Source organism: Xanthomonas sp. BRIP62418 (genome assembly GCF_003993495.1).
In the GTDB taxonomy this organism is placed as follows: Bacteria; Pseudomonadota; Gammaproteobacteria; order Xanthomonadales; family Xanthomonadaceae; genus Xanthomonas; species Xanthomonas euroxanthea.
Map to the genome: position 1 here is coordinate 13712 of NZ_QEZG01000045.1, position 24656 is coordinate 38367.

The 24656-nt window shown below is 63.7% G+C and carries 23 protein-coding genes and 1 pseudogene; 9 read left to right on the forward strand and 15 right to left on the reverse strand.

Annotated elements, in window-relative coordinates; genetic code table 11:
• From EO174_RS16035 to EO174_RS16045, 3 genes are read right to left on the reverse strand one after another with little or no spacing between them, the layout of a single operon-like run.
• Entirely contained in the window at nucleotides 1-252 is a 252-nt protein-coding gene (locus EO174_RS16035) for a hypothetical protein (protein WP_104582595.1), read from the reverse strand.
• Complete coding sequence (locus tag EO174_RS16040; RefSeq protein ID WP_126945845.1) at nucleotides 249-3308, reverse strand: efflux RND transporter permease subunit; 3060 nt, start codon at nucleotides 3306-3308, stop codon at nucleotides 249-251. The genes EO174_RS16035 and EO174_RS16040 overlap by 4 nt, the downstream gene beginning before the upstream one ends.
• Nucleotides 3305-4507 carry an efflux RND transporter periplasmic adaptor subunit gene (locus EO174_RS16045; protein WP_164740236.1) on the reverse strand — a complete coding sequence of 401 codons (1203 nt, stop codon included), beginning with the start codon at nucleotides 4505-4507 and terminating at the stop codon, nucleotides 3305-3307. Before EO174_RS16045 ends, EO174_RS16040 begins: the two co-directional genes overlap by 4 nt.
• A 147-nt stretch (nucleotides 4508-4654) precedes the next feature.
• Here EO174_RS16045 and EO174_RS16055 point away from each other — a divergent pair, with 147 nt between their 5' ends.
• The 4 genes from EO174_RS16055 (at nucleotide 4655) to EO174_RS16070 (ending at nucleotide 8723) form a co-directional block, all read left to right on the forward strand.
• The gene (locus tag EO174_RS16055; RefSeq protein ID WP_104582598.1) at nucleotides 4655-5461 is read left to right on the forward strand and encodes a MipA/OmpV family protein; all 807 of its coding nucleotides are present in this window, start codon (nucleotides 4655-4657) and stop codon (nucleotides 5459-5461) included.
• Nucleotides 5462-5525: 64 nt separating this feature from the next.
• Nucleotides 5526-6497 carry an aspartyl/asparaginyl beta-hydroxylase domain-containing protein gene (locus EO174_RS16060; protein ID WP_126945853.1) on the forward strand — a complete coding sequence of 324 codons (972 nt, stop codon included), beginning with the start codon at nucleotides 5526-5528 and terminating at the stop codon, nucleotides 6495-6497.
• 142 nt (nucleotides 6498-6639) lie between these two features.
• On the forward strand, nucleotides 6640-7323 hold the full coding sequence (locus EO174_RS16065; protein WP_206515082.1) for a response regulator transcription factor: 684 nt from the start codon (nucleotides 6640-6642) through the stop codon (nucleotides 7321-7323).
• Nucleotides 7320-8723 carry a HAMP domain-containing sensor histidine kinase gene (locus EO174_RS16070; RefSeq protein ID WP_104582600.1) on the forward strand — a complete coding sequence of 468 codons (1404 nt, stop codon included), beginning with the start codon at nucleotides 7320-7322 and terminating at the stop codon, nucleotides 8721-8723. The genes EO174_RS16065 and EO174_RS16070 overlap by 4 nt, the downstream gene beginning before the upstream one ends.
• 161 nt (nucleotides 8724-8884) lie before the next feature.
• Here the strand turns inward: EO174_RS16070 and EO174_RS16075 are convergent.
• Nucleotides 8885-9394 (reverse strand): annotated as a pseudogene (locus EO174_RS16075) (DDE-type integrase/transposase/recombinase); the annotation flags it as partial.
• A gap of 123 nt (nucleotides 9395-9517) precedes the next feature.
• On the opposite strand from EO174_RS16075, the gene EO174_RS16080 reads away from it, so the two are divergent.
• Nucleotides 9518-9886, forward strand: coding sequence for a TetR/AcrR family transcriptional regulator (locus EO174_RS16080; RefSeq protein ID WP_104582601.1), 369 nt, complete (start codon nucleotides 9518-9520; stop codon nucleotides 9884-9886).
• Here EO174_RS16080 and EO174_RS16085 read toward each other — a convergent pair.
• The 4 genes from EO174_RS16085 to EO174_RS16100 are packed head-to-tail and all read right to left on the reverse strand — an operon-like array spanning nucleotide 9849 to nucleotide 12180.
• Nucleotides 9849-10856 carry a saccharopine dehydrogenase NADP-binding domain-containing protein gene (locus EO174_RS16085; protein WP_126945856.1) on the reverse strand — a complete coding sequence of 336 codons (1008 nt, stop codon included), beginning with the start codon at nucleotides 10854-10856 and terminating at the stop codon, nucleotides 9849-9851. The genes EO174_RS16080 and EO174_RS16085 overlap by 38 nt on opposite strands.
• Nucleotides 10857-10874: 18 nt before the next feature.
• On the reverse strand, nucleotides 10875-11228 hold the full coding sequence (locus EO174_RS16090; RefSeq protein WP_126946063.1) for a nuclear transport factor 2 family protein: 354 nt from the start codon (nucleotides 11226-11228) through the stop codon (nucleotides 10875-10877).
• Complete coding sequence (locus tag EO174_RS16095) at nucleotides 11221-11418, reverse strand: hypothetical protein (protein WP_206515080.1); 198 nt, start codon at nucleotides 11416-11418, stop codon at nucleotides 11221-11223. Before EO174_RS16095 ends, EO174_RS16090 begins: the two co-directional genes overlap by 8 nt.
• An 18-nt stretch (nucleotides 11419-11436) precedes the next feature.
• Entirely contained in the window at nucleotides 11437-12180 is a 744-nt protein-coding gene (locus tag EO174_RS16100; RefSeq protein ID WP_104582603.1) for an SDR family oxidoreductase, read from the reverse strand.
• A gap of 137 nt (nucleotides 12181-12317) precedes the next feature.
• Here EO174_RS16100 and EO174_RS16105 point away from each other — a divergent pair, with 137 nt between their 5' ends.
• Nucleotides 12318-13226 (forward strand): AraC family transcriptional regulator, encoded by a 909-nt coding sequence (locus tag EO174_RS16105; RefSeq protein ID WP_126945859.1) that lies wholly within the window; start codon nucleotides 12318-12320, stop codon nucleotides 13224-13226.
• A 138-nt stretch (nucleotides 13227-13364) separates the two neighbouring features.
• On the opposite strand, the gene EO174_RS16110 is transcribed toward EO174_RS16105, so the two are convergent.
• Nucleotides 13365-14114 (reverse strand): glucose 1-dehydrogenase, encoded by a 750-nt coding sequence (locus EO174_RS16110; RefSeq protein ID WP_126945862.1) that lies wholly within the window; start codon nucleotides 14112-14114, stop codon nucleotides 13365-13367.
• A gap of 199 nt (nucleotides 14115-14313) precedes the next feature.
• On the opposite strand from EO174_RS16110, the gene EO174_RS16115 reads away from it, so the two are divergent.
• Nucleotides 14314-15210, forward strand: coding sequence for an AraC family transcriptional regulator (locus tag EO174_RS16115; RefSeq protein WP_241240031.1), 897 nt, complete (start codon nucleotides 14314-14316; stop codon nucleotides 15208-15210).
• Nucleotides 15211-15564: 354 nt separating this feature from the next.
• Here EO174_RS16115 and EO174_RS16120 read toward each other — a convergent pair whose 3' ends face one another.
• From EO174_RS16120 to EO174_RS16140, 5 genes are all read right to left on the reverse strand, one after another.
• Nucleotides 15565-16368: an SDR family oxidoreductase gene (locus EO174_RS16120; protein WP_119131954.1), complete on the reverse strand. Its 804-nt coding sequence runs from the start codon at nucleotides 16366-16368 to the stop codon at nucleotides 15565-15567.
• Between the two features lie 43 nt (nucleotides 16369-16411).
• Nucleotides 16412-17932, reverse strand: coding sequence for a GMC family oxidoreductase (locus EO174_RS16125; RefSeq protein WP_126945865.1), 1521 nt, complete (start codon nucleotides 17930-17932; stop codon nucleotides 16412-16414).
• Nucleotides 17929-19287, reverse strand: coding sequence for an alpha/beta fold hydrolase (locus tag EO174_RS16130; RefSeq protein WP_126945868.1), 1359 nt, complete (start codon nucleotides 19285-19287; stop codon nucleotides 17929-17931). Before EO174_RS16130 ends, EO174_RS16125 begins: the two co-directional genes overlap by 4 nt.
• Before the next feature lie 289 nt (nucleotides 19288-19576).
• Nucleotides 19577-20221 (reverse strand): response regulator transcription factor, encoded by a 645-nt coding sequence (locus EO174_RS16135; protein ID WP_126945871.1) that lies wholly within the window; start codon nucleotides 20219-20221, stop codon nucleotides 19577-19579.
• Nucleotides 20214-21653 carry a PAS domain-containing sensor histidine kinase gene (locus tag EO174_RS16140; RefSeq protein WP_126945874.1) on the reverse strand — a complete coding sequence of 480 codons (1440 nt, stop codon included), beginning with the start codon at nucleotides 21651-21653 and terminating at the stop codon, nucleotides 20214-20216. The genes EO174_RS16135 and EO174_RS16140 overlap by 8 nt, the downstream gene beginning before the upstream one ends.
• A gap of 217 nt (nucleotides 21654-21870) precedes the next feature.
• On the opposite strand from EO174_RS16140, the gene EO174_RS16145 reads away from it, so the two are divergent.
• Nucleotides 21871-22779, forward strand: a complete 909-nt coding sequence (locus EO174_RS16145; RefSeq protein ID WP_104582611.1) for a bestrophin family ion channel — start codon at nucleotides 21871-21873, stop codon at nucleotides 22777-22779.
• Between the two features lie 14 nt (nucleotides 22780-22793).
• Nucleotides 22794-23708, forward strand: a complete 915-nt coding sequence (locus EO174_RS16150; RefSeq protein WP_126945877.1) for a universal stress protein — start codon at nucleotides 22794-22796, stop codon at nucleotides 23706-23708.
• Between the two features lie 43 nt (nucleotides 23709-23751).
• Here EO174_RS16150 and EO174_RS16155 read toward each other — a convergent pair whose 3' ends face one another.
• A complete protein-coding gene (locus EO174_RS16155) occupies nucleotides 23752-24627 on the reverse strand; it encodes a LysR family transcriptional regulator (protein ID WP_126945880.1) in 876 nt (291 codons plus the stop codon).
• Between the last annotated feature and the right edge of the window lie 29 nt (nucleotides 24628-24656).

The following is a 24656-nucleotide window of genomic DNA, read 5'->3' on the forward strand; positions in this document are numbered from 1 at the left end:
TCAGTCGCGCTGTCCGAGCAGAATCGATTGCAAGAATGCAATGACCTGTTCCTGCTGCCCGAGCGCGTTGAGCTGGGCTGCCGTGCGCTCCCCCAACTCGCGAATCGGGTCCTCGCGAAGCCACGCCAACGCCTCGGCAGCTGGCACGACCATCAGCGCCAGTTGCAAAATCGTTGCCTCGCCTGATGCCTGCAGATGCTCATCGACTGCCGCGCTTGCAGGCAGGTTTGGGAACACGCGCGGACGATTCATCGCATGTCCACCGTCGGTGGCAGCAACAAATACATCACCGGGGTCACGATACGTGCGAGCAGGGTGGATGCCAGCAGCCCACCGATCATCACGATCGCCATCGGCGCATACAGTCCAGATCCAGAAGTCGCCAACGGCAGCAGGCCGCCGATTGCGGTGATCGATGTCAGCAACACGGGCAGGAAGCGCTCTTCGCCAGCATGCTCGATCGCCTGCAGCAGCGGCATACCAGTTCGACGTGCCGCATTGGTGAAGTCCACGAGCAGGATGGAGTTCTTGATCTCGACACCGACCAGCGCGACGAAGCCAAGAATTGCTGTGTAGGAGAGCGGATAGCCGGCAATCCAGAGCGCGACGATGGCCCCGCCGATACCGAACGGGATCACACCGAGCACAATCAGCGTGGAGCGGAAATTACCGAACTCCAACACCAGGATGGCGACGATACCGAATAGCGCGATTAGCGAGGCTGTGCCAAGCCCACCAATGCTGGACTCGGTTACTTCAGCCTCCCCCCCGGCATATAGCCGGTAGCCTGCTGGTAAAGGCATCTTCGCGAGCTCTGCGTAGACCGCGTTGGAGACACCATCCATCGGGAGGCCCGAATCGATCTGAGCAGTCACGATGACCATGCGTTCGCGCATGTAACGCTCAATACGGGTCGGTCCGGCCTCTAATTGTGGAGAGGCAATCTGCGCGAACGGCACCTTGCTGCCATCGCGCTCGTTTTGGAACCAGATGCGCTCAAGGTCGTGCAGCTGCGGTAGCTCGGCACTCGGCATGCGCAGGACCACCGGATATGGATCTCCACGCCCGTCGCGATACGTGGCAGCCTGCACGCCGGCAAGGGCCATCCGCACGGTGGCATCAAATTGGTTCGGCCCGACACCGACCAGACCCGCCTTGGCAACGTCGTAGTTCAGTGCCAGATCCAGCCGTGGCACACGCAGCGGGTTGATCACATCGTGCGTGCCCTTCACCGTTGCGATACGCCGCGACACCTCGGCCGACAAAGCCTTTAGCGTGCTCAGCTCGGGGCCAAGAATGCGCACCTCGATCGGCGCTTCAACTGGCGGCCCGTTCTTGAATTGCTTCACCTGGATATGCGCATCGGTGTAGGTGGCCAGGCGCTTCTGCAGGGAATCCAGCAGTACCTGGCTGGTCTGGCCGCGCCAGGCATCCATGCTGACGAAGACCTCGGCTACGCTAGGATTGTCCGGCAGCGGATCCATGTTGTAGTAAATCCACGGATTGCCTGCGCCCAGCGTGCTCATGCGCTGGGTCATCTGAGGCATCTCCTTTAGCGTGTGCTCCACGAAACGAAGTGCCCGATCAGTGCTGGCCAACGAAGCATCTTCAGGCGCCCGGATCGATACGGTGAACTGTGGTTTGTCGGCGATTGGAAACAGCGTAAACCCCAACGCCGGCAACAATGTCAGGCTCGCAATGACGAGCACACCGGCGATTACCAGAGTGCGTTTGGGTGCAAGCAGCGCACCTCGCATCAACGGTCGATAGAGACGGTGAATTGCGCGCCTGAGCCACTGTAATAGGCGGTTACCATGTTCCGGCTCATTACGCGACAAGACACGACTGGCCAGGAATGGCACCACGGTCAACGCGACCAGCAGTGAAGCAACGATGGTGAGTACCACGGCCAGCGGCAGGCCGCGGAGAAACTCACCCGCGGCCTCGGGAAGATTGAGCAGCGGTAGGAACGCAAATAGCAGCGCAAACGTGCAACCGAGTACTGCCAAAGCGATCTCGCCAGTACCCCGGATTGCAGCCTCGGTCCGACTGGCGCCACCGCGCAGATGGCGAGCGATGTTCTCGATGACCACGATCGCGTCATCCACTAGCAATCCTAGCGACAGGATGAAGCCAGCAACCGAGATCTGGTTGATGGAATGGCCAAGCATCCACATTGCCGCCACGCCCAGCGATAGCGACAACGGAATTGCTACCACCACCACCGACGATGCGCGAAATCCCAGCGGTGCCAAGGTGAGCAACACCAAGCCAAGGGCGATGGCGAAGTCCAGCAGCAATCGCGTCAGACGCTCATCGACATTCCGTGCCTGATCAAAGCCTTGTACCACCGCCACGCCAGATGGCAGGCGCTTACTGAAATCGGCCACCTTGGCAGCGATCGACGCCTGCACGTCGAAGATGTTCATCCCGTCCTGCATGCTTGCCGAAACGAACGCGGCGCGCACGCCGTTGTAGCGCGCCTGCACCAACGGCGTCTCGGTGCCCCACGTGATCATCGCCACATCGCTCAAGCGCAGAACGTTGCCGTTGCTGGCGCGCAATACCGTCGCGCCGATGCTGTCCAGGCTGGCGAAATCACCGGAGGTGGTCAAATTGAAGCGACGCCCGCCCGATTCGACCGCGCCGCCAGGCACCGCGACGCCATCGCTGCGTATTTTTGCCAGCAGGTCGGCCGGGGCCAGACCCAGTTCCGCGAGCCGCGCCAGATCCAGGGTGACGGTTACTTCCGGCAATGGAATGCCACTGATGTCGGCACGCCGGATACCCGGAACGGTTTCGATCAATTCTTCCAGATCCTCGGCCAGATTTTTCAGCTCAAGCGGTGTGGCCGCTGGCGCGGTGATCGCAAATTGGGCGATGTTGACCAAATTCGGATTGAAACGCCGGAAGCGGATCTCGGTGATATCGGCGGGCAGCTGCGGTCGCAAGGCATTGACTTCACGCACAACCTCGTCATACCGCCTTAGAGGATCTTCTCCCCAAGCGAATTCGACCATCAGCTCGGCGACACCGTTTTCGCTGGTAGAGCGCAACTCCTTGACGTTGTCCAGTTCGACCAGCGCATCCTCGATCGGATCTACGGCCAGGCGCTCGATGTCGGCGGGGTCAGCGCCCGGGTAGACCACGGTGATGTCGACCGACGGGTTGTAAAAGCTGGGATCTTCCTGGCGCGGAATCATCAGTACCGCATACGCACCGAGTGCGCATGCCAAAGCCAGCAGCACCAGCATGAATTGCGGCCGATGGATGGCCAGCGACCAGATCGCCCAGGACGGACGCCTCATAGTACGTTCTCACGCAAACGAGCCTGATCGATGACGTACGAGGCACCACCGACCACCACACGGTCGTCGGCGTGCAAACCGGAAACAATTTCCACCCTGCCTTCGGAAAAATCGCCCAGTGCCACCGAGGTGCGTTGCGCACGTCCGGCACGCGCAATGAACAGCGTAGCGTTGCTTCCTTCAACATCGACCAGTGCACTCATCGGCACGGATAGTTGCGACGTCGCTAGCGACCTGGTCGGCAGCAGGATGCGCGCGATCATGCCGCTGCGCAGCGGTGCGACTGGTTCAAGGACGCGGACCTCCAGGACAACATTGCCACTGCTGGCCGTTGCTGCGCCGGCAATGCGCACGACGCGCCCTGCAAGCGCGGTCCCAGGCAGGCCATCCAGCAGGATGCGTACCGGGTCGTCGATATCCATCTCTGGGGCCGCACGGTCAGGCACTTCGGTGCGTACCAGCCAGCCCTTGCCAAGACCACCGACGGTCAGCACCGACTGTCCCTGGCTGACGATCTCGCCCGGGCGTACCTGACGGGCCAGAACGATGCCATCGACAGGTGCCACGATGCGGGCGTAACGCTGCAAGTGACTGGCCCGGCGCAGTTCCTGCTCGGCTACCGCTGCATTGCTGCGCGCGGTGTCCAGGTCGTGCAAGGACACGTAGCGCTGCTGGTAGAGCTGCTGGAAACGTGCCAGTTGCTGCCCGGCCAACGTGGACTGCGTGCGCGCCGACACTGCGGCCGCATCCAAGTCGATGGCTTGTAGCGACGCCAGCAGCTGCCCTTTACGAACGCGGTCACCGATGTCCACCTGCACGGTATCCACCACCCCGGCTGCGAGGAAGGCAAGCGGCAGTTCTTCGCCGGCTTCGACCCTGCCAATCAGTGACTTACCTTGCATGGCCGGTAGTGGCGTGGGCAATGCAACGCGCACATTGATGGGCGTCTCCGACTCTGCTGGTACGGCGGAACCCGGGTGCGCGCCGAGGCTTGCTGGCGGCGTACTGGCGGCATCAGAAGCACGCGTACAGCCGGCAAGGCTGACAAGTGACACGAGCAGGAACGACAGCGGCGAGATGGAGCGGCAGGTGGTCATAAATGTGTCCGTGAACAAGGCAATCGCGACGCGGAGGCTGGCGTAGGCAAGGGCGACAGCGCCGAACCGTGCCACGCCGATGTCGGCAGAACGTCGCGACACGGTTCGTGCGACTGGCGAGGGCGGCATGCAAATGCAACGCCGACATTTGGCCGACATGCGTGGCGCACGCTGCCGCCGCGCCACCGCTCCGCCGATCGCCTTCACCTCGGCTGGTAGTCCGCCCCCCCTCTACTCAAGGCAATGCCAATGACTTGTTCCCGTTTTGTCCTCGCCACCCTGTTGGTACTCCCGTCCCTCGCCGCAGCGCAGACCACGCCGGAAGCAGACCCCTCGCTGGCCGAACAATCGCCCTACCGCTGGGGCCTGGGTCTGGGCGTGGTAGCGTCGGACAGCCCGTTTGCCGGTGAAGGCACGCGCACCAATCCGGTGCCGCTGATCCTGTTCGAAGGCGAGCGGGTGTTCCTGCGCGGTATCACCGGCGGTTACCACATCATCAAAGGCGAGACCTTCAGCCTGGATGCGATTGCAGCGCTGCGCATGGATGGTGTAGCAGCAGAAGACCTTGGCATCGAAGAACTGGCGCGCAACGGCATCGATCGCTCGCTGCTGGAAGATCGCGACGACAGTCTCGATCTGGGCATGGTCGGCACCTGGCAAGGCGCTGCAGGCGAGTTCGAATTCACCGCCAAGGCCGACGTCACCGGTGCTAGCGAAGGCTACGAATTGATTGCGCGCTACGGCTATCCGATCCGGGTGGGACGCGGCCAATTGACGCCCAGCGTCAGCGTGAGCCATCTCTCCAAGGACATGGCCAATTACTACTACGGCACGCTGGACGAAGAAGTCGCGCGCGGGGTGGTGGATTACAAGCCAGGTTCGGCTACCGTGCCGACCGTGGGTATTACTTATGTGCGACCGATCGGCAAGCGCTGGCAATTCATGACTCGCCTACAGTACAGCGTGTTACCCAGCGAGCTCAGCGACAGCCCGTTGCTCGAACCGGACACCAACGGTGTTGGCACTGTGTTGATCGGTTTCTCTCGGGGATTTTGATGCAACCGGGCCGTGGCGCCGCCCTGCAGCGGCAATGTAGGCGATGCGTACGGGCGAGCGCAGCATGATCACCTGGACCTTGCTATGCCTGGTGGCAAGCTGGATCGCAGCGATGACCTACGTGTACCGCTATCGCGGCAAAGCACGTTATACCAGCTTGAGGCAATATCTGCGCAAGAGCTGGCCGGTGTTCGCCTTGCCTAACGTGATTATCTATACGTTTACCAAACGCACAGCACGCGGCCCTTTTGTCGCGTTGGAGTCGAATCCAATGCTGGCATCGCTTGCGCAGCATTGGGAGGTCATACGCGATGAGGCATTGAACATCCAGGCAGGTGGCAGTTTCGACGAGGCGCGCCGGGAAGGATCGGTCGCGTCGTTCGATGTGGGATTTCGCACGTTCTACAAATATGGCTGGAGCCGCTATTACCTGCATTGGTATGGCTACACACATGCCTCTGCCCGTGCCAGCTGCCCGAAGACACTGCAGATTCTGGCGCAGTATCCGCAGGTCAAGGCGGCGATGTTTGCGATCCTGCCGCCGCACTCGGTGCTCACACCACATGCCGACCCATTGGCCTGCTCGTTGCGTTACCACCTGGGCCTGTCTACACCAAATGCCGCGCAATGTTTTATCGACGTGGATGGCCAGACGCGTTCCTGGCGTGATGGCGAGGCTTTCATCTTCGACGAAACCTATCTGCATTTCGTCCGCAACGACACTGACGCGCCACGCTTGATCCTGATGTGTGACGTCGCAAGGCCAATGACCTGGCCGGGACGATTGTTCAACCTGTTTTACTCGCAGCTTGCACGGTCTGCGATGACGCCTAACGACACACGTGACAAGCGCGGCCCGGCGAGCACGTTGTTTACCTGGATCAGCCCGCTGACGGCACATGGAAGACAGCTGCGAGCGCGTCATCGTGCCACCTACAACGCCATCAAATGGGCTATCAATACGATCTTGATCTGTTCTGCCCTGGGAGCACTGGCCGGCATGATCCAGGCAGGGCGATGGCTCCTACATGTCTGATCGATCCCCTGCCCTATTGTCTTCGGTTTGCAGGCTATTGCGAGACATGGTGGACGCCATGGACACGATGCTGCGTATGATACTTCCACCTCTAAAAAGTCCGGATACGATGACTTCTAGCTCAATCCAAGGTGCCCAGGTTCTGCAAGTTCTCATCATCGAAGACAACCGCCCATTGGCAGCAAACATCTTCGATTATCTAGAGGCTTGTGGGCACAAGCCTGACGCCGCACCTGACGGCAACTCAGGTTTGAATCTGGCGATCAACAATCGCTACGACGCCATTGTTCTGGATTGGATGCTACCCAGAATGGATGGCATGAGCGTGTTGCGGAAATTGCGCGAAGACCATGGCTGCCGCACGCCTATCATCATGCTCACTGCCAAGGACCAGCTGGAAGGCAAGCTGCTCGGGTTCGAAAACGGCGCTGACGATTATCTGGTCAAACCAGTCGCACTACCGGAGCTGGAGATCCGCTTGCGCGTGATGGTCGGTCGCGCCAGGGCAAGTGCAGCGGCGGGCAACATGCTGCAGGTGGGCGATCTGAAATACGATCTGGACAGTCAGCAGGTGGTGCGTGGCGACCGCAGCGTGGTGCTTTCCGGCACATTGCGCAACGTGCTGGAGTTGCTGATGCGTGAATCGCCGCGCGTTGTGCGACGCGATCGTCTGGAGAGCCTGATCTGGGGCGACGCATTGCCGGAAGGCGATCTACTGCGCTCGCACATGCATGTATTACGGCGAGCGCTGGATCAGGATGGCGAGAGCAAGCTGCTGCATACCGTCACCGGTGCCGGCTATCGCCTGGGCGGAGCAGCAGAATGAGATTTGGCGGGCGCCTGGGAAGTCTGCAGTGGCTGATCAGTTGCAGCTTGCTCGTATCCGCCGCGATGCTGGCGTTGGGTCTGTCAGTGCAGGGATTCTTGAGTCAGGAGCTGATCGAAGACCCGATCTGGCGGCAACTGCTCACCTCCAGCACCCAGAGTGTCGCGCGCCTGCCGGCTGCCGAATTGCAGGGAGCACTTCCCAGAGGAGGGCCAGTGAAGGGCTGGCTGCTCTCCCAGCACGCGCCGCCGCCGCCGGATATGCCCGCCTTCTTCACTAAGCTGGCACCGGGCTATTACAAGGAGGGCGAACTGGAGACACGCAGGGATGCATCATCGCTGGGCAAGTTCATCGCCATCCTCACCCCGCACTGGGGGCCTTTCGCCAATAAGCATGACACTCCACGGCAGGACCGCAGCTACTCGGCATTGATCACCGAGTTGCCGCAAGGTCGCTTGGTCATGAGCATCGACATGACCGAGCTCGAAGACAAGCAGAACCAGAGCGTTCAACTGAGCGTGCTGTTTATGCTGTTGAATCTGGCGATGGTCGGCCTGGTGATCTGGTGGCTATTCCTCAGTCTTACCCGGCCCGTCAAGGATCTTGCCGGGCGCATGCGGCGGCTCGATCCGCTACAACCTGCACAACGCCTGCCCACCGATTACCGCAAGAGCGAGCTCAATACGATCGCGCGCGAGACCAATGCGCATCTGGAGCGGGTGGAGCGCGCCATCGAGCGCGAACGCAGCCTGCTAGATCAGGCCAGCCATGAATTCCGTACACCGCTGGCGGTCATTTCAGGCGCCGCCGATGTGTTGCACAAGCAGCAGTTGCCCGAGCGTTCGCAGCGTCCGCTCAATCGAATCGACGAAGCAGTAGCCAATCTAAGGCAGATCATGGAAGCGCTGCTGTATCTGTCACGCGAACCTACACCAGCGGAGCGTGAGGAAATCACGGTCCTGCATGGATTACTTCCTGATTTGGTGCATGACCATCTCTACCTGGTTTCTGCAAAGCCCGTTGAATACCGAGTCAATGACCTGGAGCCGTTGACGTTACGTGCACCTGAATCGATGGTGCGCATTGCAGTTGGCAACCTACTTCGTAATGCGGCCGATCACACGTATGTTGGCGAAATTCGCGTCTCCTTGGTCAAGGACAGGCTCTACATCCGAGATTCGGGCGAAGGCTTCGACACCGCCAAGGCGGCCGAACACTACACCGCGTCCTTGAGATATTCCGTCAAACAAGGCGGCGGTTCTGGTCTAGGGCTATTCCTAACACGGCGTATATGCGAGCGCTTCGGTTGGCGATTGCATCTGGAGTCCTCTATCGCAGAGGGAACACTAGCAATGATTGATTTCAATCCGTATGAGCCGGCAAAGCAGCGCGTGGATTAGGGCTAACCCCCGATCTCCCCTCCCGCGTCACGCGCAACGCACCACCGGGCCACGCAATCATCGGCAAACGAGTACCGCGCCACGCCCTCTCACCTTGGGCCCTTCCTTGGGTCGGCATGAGTAGCGTATTCATCCTTGTCTGGGAAGCCGCGCGCAGACGCCTACAAGCGCCATGTTGGGCGCTCGTGGTTGTAGGACCATAGCCAGCGCGTGGCTTTGTTCTGCACCTGTTCGATGCTGTCGAACAGGGTGCGTGCCAGCCAGGCGTATCGGACAGTGCGGTTGTAGCGTTTGATGTAGGCATTCTGCTGTGGCTTGCCAGGCTGTATGTGCTCGATCCGGATGCCTTGCCGCTGCGCCCAGTTCAGCAGCGCACCGCTGATGTATTCGGGGCCGTTATCGCAGCGAATGGCGCCCGGCTTGCCACGCCACTCGATGATCTGCTCGAGTGAACGGACCACGCGTGCCGAGGACAGCGACAGGTTGACCTCGATCCCCAGCCCCTGGCGGTTGAAGTCGTCTAGCTCGTTGAACAGCCGGAAGCTGCGGCCGTCGCTGAGTTGGTCGTGCATGAAGTCCATCGACCAGACCTGGTTGATCGTCTCTGGCACCGAGAGTGGCTCGGGCCTCTCCCGCACAAGCCGCTTCTTCGGCTTGATCCGCAGGTGGAGGCCGGCTTTCTCTGGCTGGAAACGACCCTGCCCTAGCCCCGATAAACCTCCCAAATCCCCTGCCCTTCGTTGCTATATGGCGACCGTTAGCCGATCGGCCCGACGCGTCAGGAACAAAGTGAAATGTCCAAGCAAGTCAAGGCAGTAGCGAAACCCACAGCGCGTCAGCGCAGGCCAGCGTTCGAGCGCGAACATTGGGTGCAGATCGCACAGGAGCTTTTCCACGTCCGGGGCTACGATGCCGTGGGCGTGGCGGAGCTCACTCAAGCGATGGGAATCGTTCCGCCGAGCTTGTATGCCGCCTACGGCAGCAAGCTGGCGCTGTTCGAACATGCTTTGAATCGCTATGTGGCCACGGAGTTCTTGCCGCTAGACGAGATTCTTATCGACTCAGGCTCTCCGGCCGAGGTACTCACCATCTTCTTGCCAGTAAGCGGCGTCATGAGTGGATTCCTTAATCGGCCGCGGCGCTGGTTGACGCCGGCGCGGTGATGCAGGTGTCGGCGATGGTCTCGGCAAACCCGCGGCCGAACACGCCTACAGGAGTCTGGAATCCAGGACGCGCTTCGCCTGACAGCACACGGCGCGCGGCCTCGACCGCGGCCAACGAGGTGAAGGTGTAGCCGTTCACGGTATCCAGCACGGCGCGGGTGATGGTGCAGTCGGCGCACGCCACTTCCACCGCCGCCTGGTAGCGGTTGTCGGCACGCTCCTGCGCGGTGGGTCCATCCGGCAACGCGTCGATGCCGCCTTCGGGGAATGCGCTACCGGAAACGTGCACGTAGGTGTCGATGTCACCGATCCCGGTCTGGCGTGCGATGGTGATCAGATCAGGCAGGATCACGGGGAAGCAGCTGGCGAGGCCGTTGCCGAAATCGAAGTCGCGCAGTTCGCCCGGATCGCGTGCGATGAGCACATCGCCCTTGCGCCTCAGGCACTGCGCCGTGAGGGACTGGCTAGCACTGATGGCCGAACCGCGCGACATCGTACCGGAGACATGCAGGGCAATGCGGAGCGAAACCGGGGCCGCGACCCGCTCCACGGCACGTGCGGCCAGGCTGCCCAGCATCGCCACGCTGCCGCCGCTGCCCGGCATTAGCATCACGCCGGCATCAACGGCTTCCCGGTCGCGCTGTTCGGCCAGCTGGTAGCTGTCCAGTTCGGCGGCAATATCGAGGTAGTGCGTGCCTGTCAGTAGGCACGCTTCCATCAGCGGGCGTGCGGTGTGTGCGAACGGCCCTGCGCAGTTCAGCAGGACCGCGATGTCTTGCAGTGCGCGCTCCACATCGGCCGCAGCATCCAGAGCGAACACGCGGTACTCCACACCCAGGGCCGCAGCCAGCGTCTGCAGCGGTGTTCCATCGCGCCCGCCCACTACCAGGGCCAGCCCGGTCTCCTTCGCGCGTGCGGCGGCCATGCGCCCGGTGTAGCCGAGCGCACCGTAGATCATGAACTTTTTCATTGCGTGTTCCTCGCCGGCTCACTCGAGCTCGGCATCGATGCGGGAAATGCGGCCCCGGACGTCGGCCACCACGTCCAGCAATCCGATCTCATGGCCGAAGTCGCCAGTGAAGTCGACGCGGGCGCATATGCGGCGTTTGCCCAGGTCTGCCACCGACAGCAAGCGGGTCACCGTGCGATAGCCCAAGAAGTAGCGCTCCAGATAGTCGCGCACGCCGGCGTGATGGGTGAAGGTGTGGCCGGTGGAAGGGTCGTCAATCACGGCCGACGGTGCGAACAGCGCCAGCGCCGCTTCGATATCGAAGTCGTTGGCGGCTTGAATAAAGGCGTCCACGGTCACCTGCAGCGGGTGCGGCCTGGCGGGGTCATTCATGGCCGTGCTGCCAGCTTTCATAGAACACGCCCCCTGCGCGCCGAAGCCTTTCAGGTCCGGGTGGTCGGGAGGCCCCCTGCCTGCCGTCGTAGTCGAGCCGGTCGACGATGCCCAATGGGACCAGCGCAGCCGTGTAGAACGCGATCGAGCGCGTGGTGTCCGTTACGGTGAGAAAGATGTGGTCGAGCATGTCGTGCTCCGTTGCGAATCAGATGTTGTAGCCGCCGGCCACTTCGATGGTCTGCGCGTTCACCCAGGTCTGCTCATCGCCGAGCAGCCCGGCAATGACGCGGCCGACGTCGTCCGGCTCGCCTACCCGGCCCAATGCTGTCTGCGAAGCCAGCAGGGCTTCGAATTCATCGTTGAGTCCGCCGCCCAGTTCGGTGCGGATCGCACCGGGTGCCACCGCATTGACCCGGATGCGGCGCTCGCCGAACTCCTTGGCCATGTAGCGCGTGAGCACTTCCAGCCCGCCCTTGAAGGCGGCATACGGTGCCACGCCCGGCGTTGCCACGCGCGTGGTGGCGCTGGTGACGTTGACGATGCTCGCGCCGTTGGCCAGCAGCGGCAGCAGCGCCTGGGTCAGGAAGAACGGTCCTTTCAGGTGCACGTTGAACAGGCTGTCGAACTGCGCCTCGGTGACCGTCTCGATCGGATTGAACAGCCCGAAGCCGGCATTGTTCACCAGCCCGTCGAGCGTGGACACGCCCCACGTGGCCTGCAGCGCTTGCGCCACTTGGGCGGCAAACGCCGCGAAGGCGCCACTGTTGCTCAGATCCAGCTGCAGCGCCACGGCGGCGGTGCCTTCTGCCTGGATACGCTCCGCTACGCGCTGGGCCGCTTCCGGCTGGGTGTTGTAGGTGAGGATGACGCCCATACCGCGCTGCGCGCAGTGCAGAGCGGCGCTGGCGCCAATGCCGCGGCTGCCACCCGTGATCAGTACGTGTTTCATGCAAGTGCTCCTGTGCCGTAAGGGGTGATGCACAGGCTAGGGCCGCCTGCCCAGGAGCGCCGCCCGGATCCTCGCCGATTCCTGCCTATTCCTGCTTTCGGCCTTGTCAGCCATAGCTAGCGGGTGTCGAATGAGCCATGGACAAGGCACTGGATGAACTGCGCCGGCTTGCAGCAAATGCCGAAAACCGCCGCACGGAAACCGGCATTCCGCGCGTCGCCATGGTGCAGGGGCAGATTCCCGAGCATGCCCTGGCTGCGGTGTACGAGCCGATGATCAACCTGATCCTGCAGGGCAGCAAATCGATGACGGTGGGCGGGAAGACCCTCCACTACGATCCTGCGACCTACTTCATCATGTCGGTGGACTTGCCCGCAGTGGGTGCCGTGCACCCGGCCAGCACCGGCGAGCCTTACCTCGCCGTGAGCCTCACGCTGGACGCGAACGTCGTCTCCGCGCTGCTGTGCGACACCACCGATCCCGCCATCGGCTGTGGCGAACCTTCCTCGCAGACGGAGGCCTTCAACGTGGCCGCCGTCACTCCCGAACTGATGGACGCCTGGGTGCGCATGCTGCGCCTGATGGAGCGCCCCAGCGAGATCCCTGCGCTGGCTCCCGCCTACGAGCGCGAGATTCTGTACCGCGTACTTCAGGGGCCGCAGGGCTACATGTTGCGCCAGCTGGCCACGCCGGATTCGGCTCTGGCGCGCATCAGCAGCGCGATCCAGCGCATCCGCCGCGACTATTCCAAACCGTTGCGCATCGCCGCGCTGGCCGAACAGGTGGCGATGAGCGAATCCAGCTTCCACCGCCACTTCAAATCCGCCACCGCGCTGAGCCCGCTTCAGTACCAGAAACAGCTGCGCCTGCTGCAGGCGCGCCAGATTCTGGCAACGCAGGGAAAGAGCGTTACAACGGCGGCGCTGGAAGTGGGATATGAAAGCCCAACGCAGTTCACCCGGGAGTACGCCCGTGCGTTTGGGTTGCCCCCTTCCCAGGATGCGGCGCGGATGGTCGCCAGCTGGCGAGGGAAAGCCGCGCACTGAGAATTGCGCCTTGAGCTTGGCACAAGCCCTGGCCGGACTGCGGCGAACTCTGCCTGCTCTGCACCATCACTTTGGCGCCCAGGTCGAAACACGGGTGGATCTTCGTGCCATCGGCCTCTTGGTGCAGTCCCAATGGACTCAGTAGCCCACGCCGCGTACACCGCCGGCAGCCCTGATGGATTCGCCGGTGACCCACTGCGAATCATCCGACGCTAGAAAGACTGCCAGTGGCGCAATGTCTTCCGGCTCGCCAAAACGGCCAAGCGGCGTGCCTGCGATCAGCTTCGCGCCGAAGTCGCCGGCGAAGTTGCCGTTCGTCCCCGGTGTGTTGGTGTGGCCTGGCAGTATGGAATTGACGCGGATGCCACGGCCGCCCAGCTCGCGGGCCAGGGCGAACGTTAAGGTGTCGACCGCACCCTTGGTCGCCGCGTATACACTCGATGCCAGGTACGGATCGGTGCTCAGGATCGAACTGATGTTGATGATGCTGCCCTTCTCCTTGAACAGCTTGGTGGCTTCGCGCACCGCCAGAAGGTAGCCCAGCACATTGAGGTCGAACTGCTTGTGGAACGCAGCTTCGGTCAGATCTTCGATCATCTCGAAGACAGCAACGCCGGCATTGTTGACCAGGATGTCCAGACCGCCGAATTCCTGCCGCACCGTATCGAACAGCCGCGCTACATCCGCCGATTTGCTCATGTCGGCCTGGACGGCCAGTGCCGTTCCGCCGTGAGCAAGGATCTGCGCAACCACCGCGTCAGCGTCCGCCTTGCTGGAAGCATAGTTGACAACAACACTTGCGCCGGCAGCAGCCAGGCCCTTTGCGATACCCGCACCGATGCCTTTGGATGCACCAGTGACCACGGCAATTTTTCCGTTGAGTTTCATGTGTTATTTGCTCTGCATTATGGAAGGTGACCCAGTCAGCGCATGGTGCCAGGGCTTGAATCCCTGTCCCGTGTGCTGTTTGCTGGAACGTCAGTATTGAGCCAAAGGACGGCCCAACACGTGCCCCTTCTCCTCCGATCCTTGCCCAATCTTTCCAATCAGCTGTTTTTACTTGGTTGCTGGGTCCATGATCGGGGACATGAACAATCAGATGCAGGAACTGCGCGCCATCGTCATGCGTGCGGGTGACAAATGGACCGACACGGGCATTCCACGCGTCTCGATGGTGCAGGCCGAGGCCTGCTCCAGTCAGGTCTATCAACCAATGCTGCACCTAGTGCTTCAGGGCTCCAAGACTCTGTCGGTGGGTGAGCAGATCCTTGAGTACGCCACAGCGACCTATTTCATCGTGCCGGTAGACGTACCCGCAACCGGGGAGATACGGCCGGGTGATGCCGGCCAGCCTTACTTGGCCACCAGCCTGACACTCGACTCCAGCCTAATTGCCAACGTCCTGGCTGGCACTAAATGGCCCGCTGGACAGCCAGCGGGGCAGCGCTTTTCTGCCACACAAGCACCGTCTGAGTTGATCGACGCATGGCTACGCATGATGCGACTGATCGACAAGCCTGGCGAGATCGAGATGCTGGCACCCCTGATCGAGCAGGAGATCCTGTTCCGGGTGCTGCAGGGGTCTATGGGAGGACTGCTACGTGAAATCGCTCGCTCCGATGGCCACCTGACCCAGATCCGGCGCGTGATTCATTGGATCCGCGGAAACTTCGCCGAGCCTCTCCGCGTCGAGACCCTGGCGGCGATGGCTGACATGAGCGTCGCGGCGTTCTATCGCCATTTCCGGGCAGTGACGGCGATGACCCCTATCCAGTATCAGAAGCGGTTGCGCCTCCTGCGCGCGCGATGGCTGCTGCTGTTCGCACCTCGCGACGCTGCCTCCATCGCATTTGAAGTGGGTTACGAGAGTGCATCCCAGTTCAGCCGCGAATATGCGCGTTTGTTCGGACTGCCTCCCACCCGCGACGTCGCTAGATTCAGACCACAAAGTTCGTTGAACCTGAAGGCTACGATAATAGCCTAGCTCACGAAATTGTTAGTTATTGAATTCATATTGCCATGGCAAGATATCAACGCCGTGTGCGTCACGCCTGTCCTCGGCGAAAAGCGGCCTCCCTTACCGCCCACAACGCTCTTTAATCATGTCGCGCTAACTGCACTACCCCCTGCATCCGCGCAAATCTTGAAGTCCGGATATGCGATTGACGCCAAACTGAAAATTCGAACATGCATTTGGGCAAAGCCTCACACGCTTACGCGTTACTCGATGCACTAAAGACATGCCTCAATTTATTTGATCGCAGAATGCGATCTGCGATCAAGCAGGCGCTTCCGCTGGTGCGTTGATGATGTCTGCATCAACGCAGCCAGCAATCGCTCAACCCGCGATGGTGAAGACCGACCCCGAATCCACCCTGATCCCGGCGCCGTTGATGAAGCTGGCGCGCTCGGAGCACAGGAAGGCAACGGCCGAGGCCACTTCCTCCGCGCGGCCGCGTCGCTTCAGCACCATGCCGGGACGCTCTTCGTCCAGGAACGATTCGATCGCCTGCTCGAACGTGGTTCCGTTTTCGCTGGCGCGCTTTTGCATCATCTTGTCGGTCATCGGGGTGGCGATGAATGCGGGCGACACCGTATTGACCAGCACGTTGTCCGGGCCATAGGCCTTGGACAGGCCCTTGGCCAGGCTAAGGATGCCTGCCTTCGATGCGCAATAGGCCAGTTCGTCCACGTAGGGCTGCACGGCGTCTTCCGATGCGAACAGCACGATCCGGCCCCATTGCTTGCGGCGCATCGCGGGAATGGCCTGGCGACACATGCGCACCGCGCCCATCAGGTTGATGTCCAGCGTTTCGAGCCAGCCCGCATCGCTGACCTCCAGGAAATCGCCGGTTGCGCCGGTCACGCCTGCTGCGTTGATATAGATGTCGGGGTCGCCCAGTTGTTCGCGCACCTGTGTCCAGATGGCGGTGACGTCCTGCTCGCGCGTGACATCGCCCTCGATGGCGATGATCTGCCCCAGGCCCGACAGCTCGGCCACTGCCTGGTCGAGCGTACCGTCCGGAAGATCGGTGATCGCCACGCGCACGCCGGCTTCGAGTAGCTGCCGCGCAGTCTCCTTGCCCATTCCCGAGTCGCCGCCACTGATGAGGGCGATCCGATTGTTGATTCCGAGATCCATGCTGAACTCCTGGTGGTAGAAAGAGGTGGTGGTAGGCGCGCCACTAGCGGGCGAGAAAGCGCTCCGCCGTGCGCAGGCCAAGTGCCATCTGCGTCAGCGCGGGATTGGCTGCCAGTGCACTTGGAAAAATCGAGTTGTCGCAGATGTAGAGGTTGGCGATATCGAATGCGCGGCCGTCCGGGTCCACCACGGCCTGCTCCGGATCGGTACCCATGCGGCAGGTGCCCAACGTGTGTGCGGAGCGGGCGGCGGCGAAGATGCGTTGCGCACCTGCCGCCTCCCAGATTGCGTGCAGCGATGCGCGCGCGTGGGCATCGATCGCGCGTTCGTTGGGTCCGTAGCTGAAGTCGATACGCGCCTTGCGTTGGCCGAAGGCATCGCGCTCGTCGGACAGGCTCAGCCGGTTGCCGTCCTGCGGCAGGCATTCGCCATTGATGCCGATGCCGGCCAGGCGGTTGTAGCGTGTCATGGTCGATACGAGTTCCCTCCCCCACAGGCCCGCGCCACGCGCCAGCGTGTTGGCCAGGGTGATCGGCTGCACGCCCAGGCTCTGCACCAGATAGCCGCCGATGAAATCGGCATTGGCCGGGCGCAGCATGTCCTCGGTGATAAGCGACGAGGGGTAGCCACGGTTCATGCGCATGTCGGCATCGAACTCCCCCCACACCTGGGTGGCCACATGCGCCATGAAATTGCGCCCCACCTGGCCGCTGGAGTTGGCTAGGCCCAGGTTGAGCAGCAGGCGCGGTGTCTCCACGCCGCCTGCGCACAGGAACAGGCTCGCGCACCGCTGGCGCAGTTCGCGCCCGTCCTGTTGGTAGACCACCGCGCTGACCATGCCACGGGCGTCGCGCTCGATATCAATGACCCGGCAATCGGGTCGCAATTGCGCGCCGTGCGCGCGCGCCAGTGGAAGCCAGGTGGTATCGACACTCACCTTGGCGCCGTTGCTGCAACCCTGATGGCATGCGCCGCAGTTGTTGCAGGCCGCGCGCCTGCCGTGGTGCGGCTGCTCGTGCGCCCTGGTCACCAATGCGGCAGGCGCATCGGTAGCGGTGATGCCCAGTGTGCGGCAGCCGCGTTCCATCGCGCCGGCCGACGCATTGCGCTGCGCCGGCGGATACGCGTAGCTGCGCTCCGTATCCCAGGGATAGTGCGCCGGCCCGGACACGCCGATGAACTCCTCGACGCGGCGGATATAGGAGAGCAGCTCTTCATGCGCGATTGGCCAGTCCATGCCGCGCTGCCCGGTCTGCGTTGCCAGGCTCAGGTCGCGCTTGTCCGGACGCGGGCAGAAGGCGCCCCAATGCAGGGTCGAACCGCCCAGGCCCGACCCGGAATTGTTGGCGCCGAATGCGGTGGGCGTCTGCCCACCGCTCAGGCGCTCTTCCATCCAGTAGATGCCGGTCGTCAGCTCATCGGGCAGATGGGACGCAGGGCTGAAGGCCGCACCCGCCTCCAGCACCACCACTGAAAGACCTCGCTGCGCGAGCCGTGCAGCCAATGGGCCGCCCCCTGCCCCGCTCCCCACCACCACCGCATCGACCGAAGCGTCGGGACTCATCGAAGACCCTTGGCAGGAAGCTGCCAGGCTTCCTGCCGGTCGGCTGCGGTCTGCTGATAGCCCGGGCTGTCGATACCAGCGCCGCCAACTGCGAAGCCGTCGTATCCCATTGCCGCCATCGTGGCGGGAAGGCTGACCCAGGTCCGCGCGGTTTCGGCGCGGATGTCCTCGAACCAGTGCGCCAGCTGCGCTGCATCCAGCCCGTGTGCCGAGGGATCACCGGCCGTCGCGAGCGATACCGCGCGCAGCCAACGGTCCTGGGTCTCGGCAGGCAATCCAGCGAAGCCATTGCTCAGCGCGTCGAGCGCGTCAAGCCCCAGCGGCACCGCAAGCCGGTCCGGTGGCAACGCCGCATGGCGCCAACCATCGCCGGCGCCTTCGGCAAGCTGGACATCGATGCGCCGAGCAATCGCGCGCGCATCGCCGGCCCCATCCAGGACACGCGCGACCACTTCGCCGAGGAGCTTCAGCTGATGCTGGCTCAGCACGCCCTGCGCACTGGCGGGCGGGCCCGCGTGACGACTAAGCAGCAGCTTGCGCATGCGTGGGGAGACCCTGTCCGCGTTGAGCAGCGTGATGAAGTCCTCGGGCATGTGCATGCCCACGCAGCGATCCGCGTGCGCTGCGATCAGCTGCGCGAGATTTTGCGGTTGTTCGTACGGGATCAGGTGCGCGGCATCGGCCACCACGGCGATGCGCGCATCGTGATAGTGCGGCGCGTTCAATGCTGTTTGCGCCGCTTCGCCGAGGTCGCCGTCGTCACTGCCGGCGATGATCAACGCCGGCACATGCATGCAGCCGGCCTGTGCGCTGCAATCCTCACGACTGGCATGTGCGAGCCAGGCGATCCACGCGTTGGCGTTGGTTCGCAGCACATCGTCGACAGCGGCAGTCCTGACCGGCGCTGGCAACGTCGCCGCACAGTTGTCGTCGATGAACTGCTCCGCTTCCTGCCGCGTGGGATGGCCCTTCTCGAACCAGGCCAGCATCGTGCGTCGCCGCGCTTCGTCCATCGGCTCGGGCGCCGGCGGCGATGCGGCGACCAGGATCACGCCGGCCAGGCCGGCAAGCCCGGCCACGCCCTCGCGTGCCTGCGCTGCTGCCAGGCTGGCGATCTTTCCGCCCATGCTGTGTCCGATCGCGAGCCAGCACGTCGGTTGCCGCCGAATCACCTCGTCGACGAACCAGGCAACCAGTGCGGCGGTGTCGAGATGCGGTAGCGGCGGCGCGTCCCCGAAACCGGGAATATCCATTGCCACACAGTCGAAACGCGCATCCAGTTGCTGGATGACCCCAGACCACTCGTTGCTGCTGGACCCGAGGGCATGCAGGAAGAACAGCGTCGGCTTCGCCATGTAACACCTCAATCCATCAGGCGCGCATGATGACCGGCGCTTCGTCCACGCCTCGTGCAGATGAGTCCGACACGGTGTGATGGTTCCAGGCCCTGCGGCTGGCGGTCAACACCACCCGTCGCATCCTGGTTGGCGTGCTTGCCGGGTGGTAGCCCTGCGTCACATCTGCTGCCCTGTTGCACGGGCCAATACGTTCCCGTGCCACCGCAACTGCATTGGCTTCAATCGCTAAGCGTCTGTATCTGCATCTGCATCGTTCGCGCGGCATTGCTCAAAGCGACAGGACGCCTCACACCAGGTCGCGATAATCCTGCAGGATCACCATCACCAACTGGCTGCGCGAGCGCACGTCGAGCTTGTTGAATAGCTGCTGGAACGTCGCCTTGATGGCGCTCTCCGAACTGCCCAGTTGGCGTGCGATCAACTTGTTGGACTGCCCACGCAACAAGCCACGCAGCACTTCGCGCTCACGGTCGGTGAAGCTGGGCCGGCTTTCCTGGGTGCCCTGGGCAACCAGCGACTGCAGGTAGCGCTGGTCGATCAGCACCCGGCCCATCGCCACCGCATGGATGCTGTCGATCAGTTCGTCGGTGGAGACATCCTTGCGGCAGATGCCGGACACGCCGAGCCGGATCAAGGCCAGTGCGTCGCGCTCGGGCAGGCCGGCGGTGACGACCAGCGTGGCCGGGCGGCGCGCCTGCTCGGCCTGGCGCCGCATGTAGTCCAGCGCGTTGTACTCGCCCATGTCGTAGTCGAGGATGACCACGTCCGGCGTCAGCGACGCGATCTGGACGATGGCCTGCGCCAAGGTGCCGGACTGCCCCACCACCTCGAAGCGGGCGTCGGCACCGAGCAGGCGCAGCAGGCCCTCGCGGAACAGCGTGTGGTCGTCCAGCAGGTAGAGGCGCACCGGTTCGCGCCGCGCCTCATCCATCCAGCGCCTCCGCATACGGTGCATGCGCCAGCGGCAGATGCAGCTCGAAACAGGCGCCTTCGCCGCCGGGCGCATGGCGCAGCAGGCCGCCCTGGTTGGCCATCAGCGCACGCGAGATGTACAGGCCAAGCCCGGAGCCGTCGCTGTCGCTGCGGAACGGCTGGAACAGGCGGCCCGGCTCGGCGATGCCCGGCCCGGTGTCGCGCACGCTCAGCACGGCACGCTGCTGTTCCAGGCGTGCGCTGACGATCAACTGGCGGCGTTGCGGGGGCAGCGCCTGCACCGCGCGCAACGAATTGCGTGCCAGGTTGAGCAGCACCTGCAGCAGCGCATGGCGGTCGCCATGCACCGACGGGAACTCGGCCGGGATCTGGATCACCAGCTGGCCGTCGACGTCCTCCCAGTCCGAGCGGATGATCACGTCCAGTTCACTGCACAGCGTCTGCAGCCGCGTTTCGTGCGCCTCGTCGGGCATCTGCCGACGCAGGTTGAAGGACGCCAGTTCCATCAATGCCGCCACCAGGCTGCGCAGTGCGGCCAGGTCCGGATCTGCGCCAATGGCCGGATGCCGCGCCAGGTTGGAAGTGACCACGCCCGCCGCCGAACACAGGTTGCGGATCTCGTGCGACACCGCGCCGGCCAGCAGGCGATTGTTCTTGAGCACATCGTCGAAGTGCGCCGATTCGCGCGCGCGCACTTCCTCGCTGGTGTCGACCAGGATCGCGGCCAGGTGCCGCTCTTCACTGTCCTCGTAGACCGAGAACCAGGTGGTGGCCGGGAAGCGGGTGCCATCGCTACGGCAGCCCCAGGTGCTGGCCGAGGTGCGCATGCCGTCCAGGTTGGCGCTCATGCTCAAGGCGTCGTCCAGCAGCGGCAGGAATTCGCGGACCGCGCGGCCCTCCAGCCCCCCCTCCTCGGCCATGTCCAGGATTTCGTGTGCGGCGCGGTTGGCCGCCACGATGCGGCCGTCGCCGGCCACCGTCAGCAAGGCGGCCGGGCTGCTCTCGGCAAGCAGCCGCAATTGCCGCTCCAGCCGCCGGCGCAGCCGCTGTTCGGCGCGCAGCTGCACGTAATGGGCCAGGATCACCCGGCGGGTGCGGCTGATTTCGGCCACGAGCAGGCCGCAGCCGGCATAGGCGATCGTCGCCATGAAAAAGCGCAGCGCCTGTTCGACCAGGGTTTCGTCGGTCACGAACAGGCCGCGCAGCACCGCACAGGCAATCGCGGCGATGACGATGTCGCGCCGCGACAGCACCGTGGCCGCCAGTACCACCGGCAGGATGTAGAGCAGCCCCAGCGATACGCCCAGGTGCGAGTACCACTCCGCCCACACCAGCGAGGCCAGCATCGCCAGCGACGCCCACAGCGTCGGGCCGCGATTGAGCTTGACCACCTGCCCGCGCCACTTGAATGGCAGTCTCAGCCTGTCCATTGCCACCCCATGCACCTGCGCTGCAATGCCGCTCCTCTCTCGCTGTGGTTGATGCCACAGCATCGTGGCCAGGCCTGCGGATTTCACCCTATCGAAAGATAGTCCGTCCGCATCGTTCGGACGGTGCGTGCACTGTCCAACGCTGGCGCAAGGATGGCAGACACGACCGTGGAGGCTGGGTGTAATGGCCCTACCCCACGTCCATGTTGCCCTTCCCATGATCACCCGCGATACGTTTCCGTTGCGACGCATCTGGCCCAAGACCTACAAGCGCCTGCTGGTATTGCTGGCGTTCGACTGCGCGGTGGCCGTGCTCTACACCTTCTTCGGCTGGCAGTGGCTGTCGATCGAAGCCCTGCCGCTGGCCCAGCTTGGCTCGGCGCTCACCATCTTCCTGGCGTTCCGCGCCAATGCGGCCTATGGCCGCTGGTGGGAAGCGCGCCAGCTCTGGGGCACGCTGGTGAACACCTCGCGCGCCATCGCACGCCAGGCCCTGACCGCGCTGGACGTGGATGCTGCCGACCCGCGCCAGGCCACGCTGCGCGACGACATCGTGGTGCACCAGGTCGCCTTCGTGCACGCCCTGCGCTGCCACTTGCGCCGACAGAATCCGTTTCCCGAGCTGGCCGGGCTGCTCGGCCAGGCACGCGCCGATGAGCTGCGCGGCTACGCCAACATCCCCAACGCGCTGACCCTGCGGCTGGGCCAGCAACTGCAGCAGGCGCGCGACTGGGGCATGCTCGACAGCCTGCGCTGGTCGTCGCTGGACGCCAACCTCACCACGCTGGCCAATATCCAGGGCGCCTGCGAACGCATCAAGAACACCCCGCTGCCACGGCAGTTCTCCTCGCTGCCGCGCACGCTGGTGAACATGTATTGCTGGCTGGTGCCGCTGGGCCTGATCGCCGGCATGGGCCTGGCCATGCCGATCGCCTCGGTGCTGATCAGCTTCACCCTGATCGCCATCGACAGCGCCAGCAGCGCCATCGAAGACCCGTTCGAGAACACCGTGCACGACACCCCGATGACCGCGCTGTCGCGCGGCATCGAACTGACCCTGCGCGAGATGCTGGGCCAGCGCGTGCCACTGCGCGAGGTGCGCGCCATCGACGGTTTCATCTACTGACCACGGAGCCCGCCATGCAGACCACCCCCACCCAGCTGATCTTCGCCACCAATTTTTCCGAGACCTGCCATGCCGCCATCCCGACCGTGGCGCAACTGGTGGACCGCCTGCGCGCGCGCCTGACCATCCTGCACGTGCACGCCAAGGGCAAGCGCGCACAAGCCCAGCAGTCGCTGGATTCCTTCTTTGCCGAGGCCTCCAACTACCCGGGCTGCGAACGCGCACTCGCCGGTGGCCCTGCCGCCGCCGGCATCGTCTCGTTTTGCCGCAGCCGCGAGGACGCGCTGCTGATCATGCCGCCGTCCGAACGCACCGGCCTGCCGCGCCCGCTGCACGTCTCGCTGCGCGCGCGCGTGCTGCAGCGCGTGGCCACGCCCATGTTGACCCTGCCGTATGCCGATGCGATCCCGCGCGACGGGGCGGTCGGCGGCCATGTGGCCTGCTGGATCACCGGCCGCGAAACCAGCCTGGAATCGCTGCGCGATGCCGCCGCCCTGGCACGCCGCCGCGGCGCCGACCTGCACCTGCTGCACGTGGTGCCGGAGATCAGCGAAGGCCTGCTGGTGGACAGCCTGTTCCACGACAAGCCATTGGGCGAGGACGCGGCCGCCAGCTGGCTCGGCGACCTGGTCCAGCAAGTGCCCGACGAGGACCTGCGCGTGCGCATCCACGTGGCCGTCGGCAACCCGCGGCGCGAGATCGCCGGCCTGCTCAAACGCGCCTGCGCCGATGTGCTGGTGGTCGAACACGACGCCGTCGTCCGCCGCGGCGTCTGGCGCTCCTCGCTGCAGTCCGCACTGGCGAAAACGCCGTGCGTGCTGATCTGCCTGCCGCCGCCCCATCTGCGTCGCCCCATCCTGGGCAGCAATGCCGACCAGGCAGGCACAGCGCCCGGCCGTAGCCTGGCAAGGCGGCTGCTGCGCGTGTGAGGGCCGGGCGAGCGCCTGGCCAACGCAAGCGAGGTCCAGCGCCCTACCCCTTCAATACAAGCGCCGCATCCGGATACCTGTCGCACATGAACTCCACGAAGGCCCGCACCTTCGGGGCAGCCAGGCGCCTGGACGTGTGCAACACCCACAGCGCCGGCTCCACGCCGGCGATGGTGCCCCATTGCAGCAGTTCGCCACGCGCGAGCTGGTTCCATGCGATCGATTGTGGAATGAGCGCCACGCCGCCGCCGGCCATCGCTGCGTCGCGGACCATCAGGAACGAGGAAAACCGCAGCCTTGGCACGGGTTCCAGGACCAAATGCCCGTCATCGAGCGTCCATGTGGTCGGCTGGAAGCTGGACATCACCACGGCGGGAACCGGCGTGACTGCGCCGCCGGTGGGCATGGCGATCCCGGGTGCGGCCACGACCACCAGCCGATCCCTGGCGAAGCAGCGCCCGACCAGGCTGCTGTCCGGGCTCGGATTGATCCGGATGGCCACATCGAACTGCTCCTCCACCAGATCGACCGTGCGGTCCTCTGCCACCACCTCGAGCGTGATCTCCGGATAGGCCGCACAGAACTCCGCGCCAATGCGTCCCATCGCCAGTTGCGAGAACAGCACCGGCGATGCCACCCGCAAGCGTCCGCGCGGGGTCGAGAGCCCTTCGCGTGCGGCTGCCATGGCCTCGGCCACCTCGCTCAACGGCACTTCGGTGCGGTCCATCAGCAGCTGCCCGGCCTCGGTGAGCCTGAGGCCACGTGCGCTGCGCTCGACCAGCCGCACGCCCAGCTGCTCCTCCAGCTCGGCGATGCGGCGCGACAAGGTCGCCTTGGATCTGCCACTGGCACGGCTGGCCTTTCCCAGGCCCTGGTTGGCTGCGACCAGCGCGAAATCGATCAACGCATTGAGATCCATAGTGTTCCATTTTTGAAACCGGGCATCTA

Coding starts and splice junctions, on each gene's coding strand:
- EO174_RS16035 (WP_104582595.1), bottom strand. CDS start 252: ATGAATCGTCCGCGCGTGTTCCCAAACCTGCCTGCAAGCGCGGCAGTC.
- EO174_RS16040 (WP_126945845.1), bottom strand. CDS start 3,308: ATGAGGCGTCCGTCCTGGGCGATCTGGTCGCTGGCCATCCATCGGCCG.
- EO174_RS16055 (WP_104582598.1), top strand. CDS start 4,655: ATGACTTGTTCCCGTTTTGTCCTCGCCACCCTGTTGGTACTCCCGTCC.
- EO174_RS16060 (WP_126945853.1), top strand. CDS start 5,526: ATGATCACCTGGACCTTGCTATGCCTGGTGGCAAGCTGGATCGCAGCG.
- EO174_RS16070 (WP_104582600.1), top strand. CDS start 7,320: ATGAGATTTGGCGGGCGCCTGGGAAGTCTGCAGTGGCTGATCAGTTGC.
- EO174_RS16080 (WP_104582601.1), top strand. CDS start 9,518: ATGTCCAAGCAAGTCAAGGCAGTAGCGAAACCCACAGCGCGTCAGCGC.
- EO174_RS16085 (WP_126945856.1), bottom strand. CDS start 10,856: ATGAAAAAGTTCATGATCTACGGTGCGCTCGGCTACACCGGGCGCATG.
- EO174_RS16090 (WP_126946063.1), bottom strand. CDS start 11,228: ATGAATGACCCCGCCAGGCCGCACCCGCTGCAGGTGACCGTGGACGCC.
- EO174_RS16095 (WP_206515080.1), bottom strand. CDS start 11,418: ATGCTCGACCACATCTTTCTCACCGTAACGGACACCACGCGCTCGATC.
- EO174_RS16100 (WP_104582603.1), bottom strand. CDS start 12,180: ATGAAACACGTACTGATCACGGGTGGCAGCCGCGGCATTGGCGCCAGC.
- EO174_RS16105 (WP_126945859.1), top strand. CDS start 12,318: ATGGACAAGGCACTGGATGAACTGCGCCGGCTTGCAGCAAATGCCGAA.
- EO174_RS16110 (WP_126945862.1), bottom strand. CDS start 14,114: ATGAAACTCAACGGAAAAATTGCCGTGGTCACTGGTGCATCCAAAGGC.
- EO174_RS16115 (WP_241240031.1), top strand. CDS start 14,314: ATGAACAATCAGATGCAGGAACTGCGCGCCATCGTCATGCGTGCGGGT.
- EO174_RS16120 (WP_119131954.1), bottom strand. CDS start 16,368: ATGGATCTCGGAATCAACAATCGGATCGCCCTCATCAGTGGCGGCGAC.
- EO174_RS16125 (WP_126945865.1), bottom strand. CDS start 17,932: ATGAGTCCCGACGCTTCGGTCGATGCGGTGGTGGTGGGGAGCGGGGCA.
- EO174_RS16130 (WP_126945868.1), bottom strand. CDS start 19,287: ATGGCGAAGCCGACGCTGTTCTTCCTGCATGCCCTCGGGTCCAGCAGC.
- EO174_RS16135 (WP_126945871.1), bottom strand. CDS start 20,221: ATGGATGAGGCGCGGCGCGAACCGGTGCGCCTCTACCTGCTGGACGAC.
- EO174_RS16140 (WP_126945874.1), bottom strand. CDS start 21,653: ATGGACAGGCTGAGACTGCCATTCAAGTGGCGCGGGCAGGTGGTCAAG.
- EO174_RS16145 (WP_104582611.1), top strand. CDS start 21,871: ATGATCACCCGCGATACGTTTCCGTTGCGACGCATCTGGCCCAAGACC.
- EO174_RS16150 (WP_126945877.1), top strand. CDS start 22,794: ATGCAGACCACCCCCACCCAGCTGATCTTCGCCACCAATTTTTCCGAG.
- EO174_RS16155 (WP_126945880.1), bottom strand. CDS start 24,627: ATGGATCTCAATGCGTTGATCGATTTCGCGCTGGTCGCAGCCAACCAG.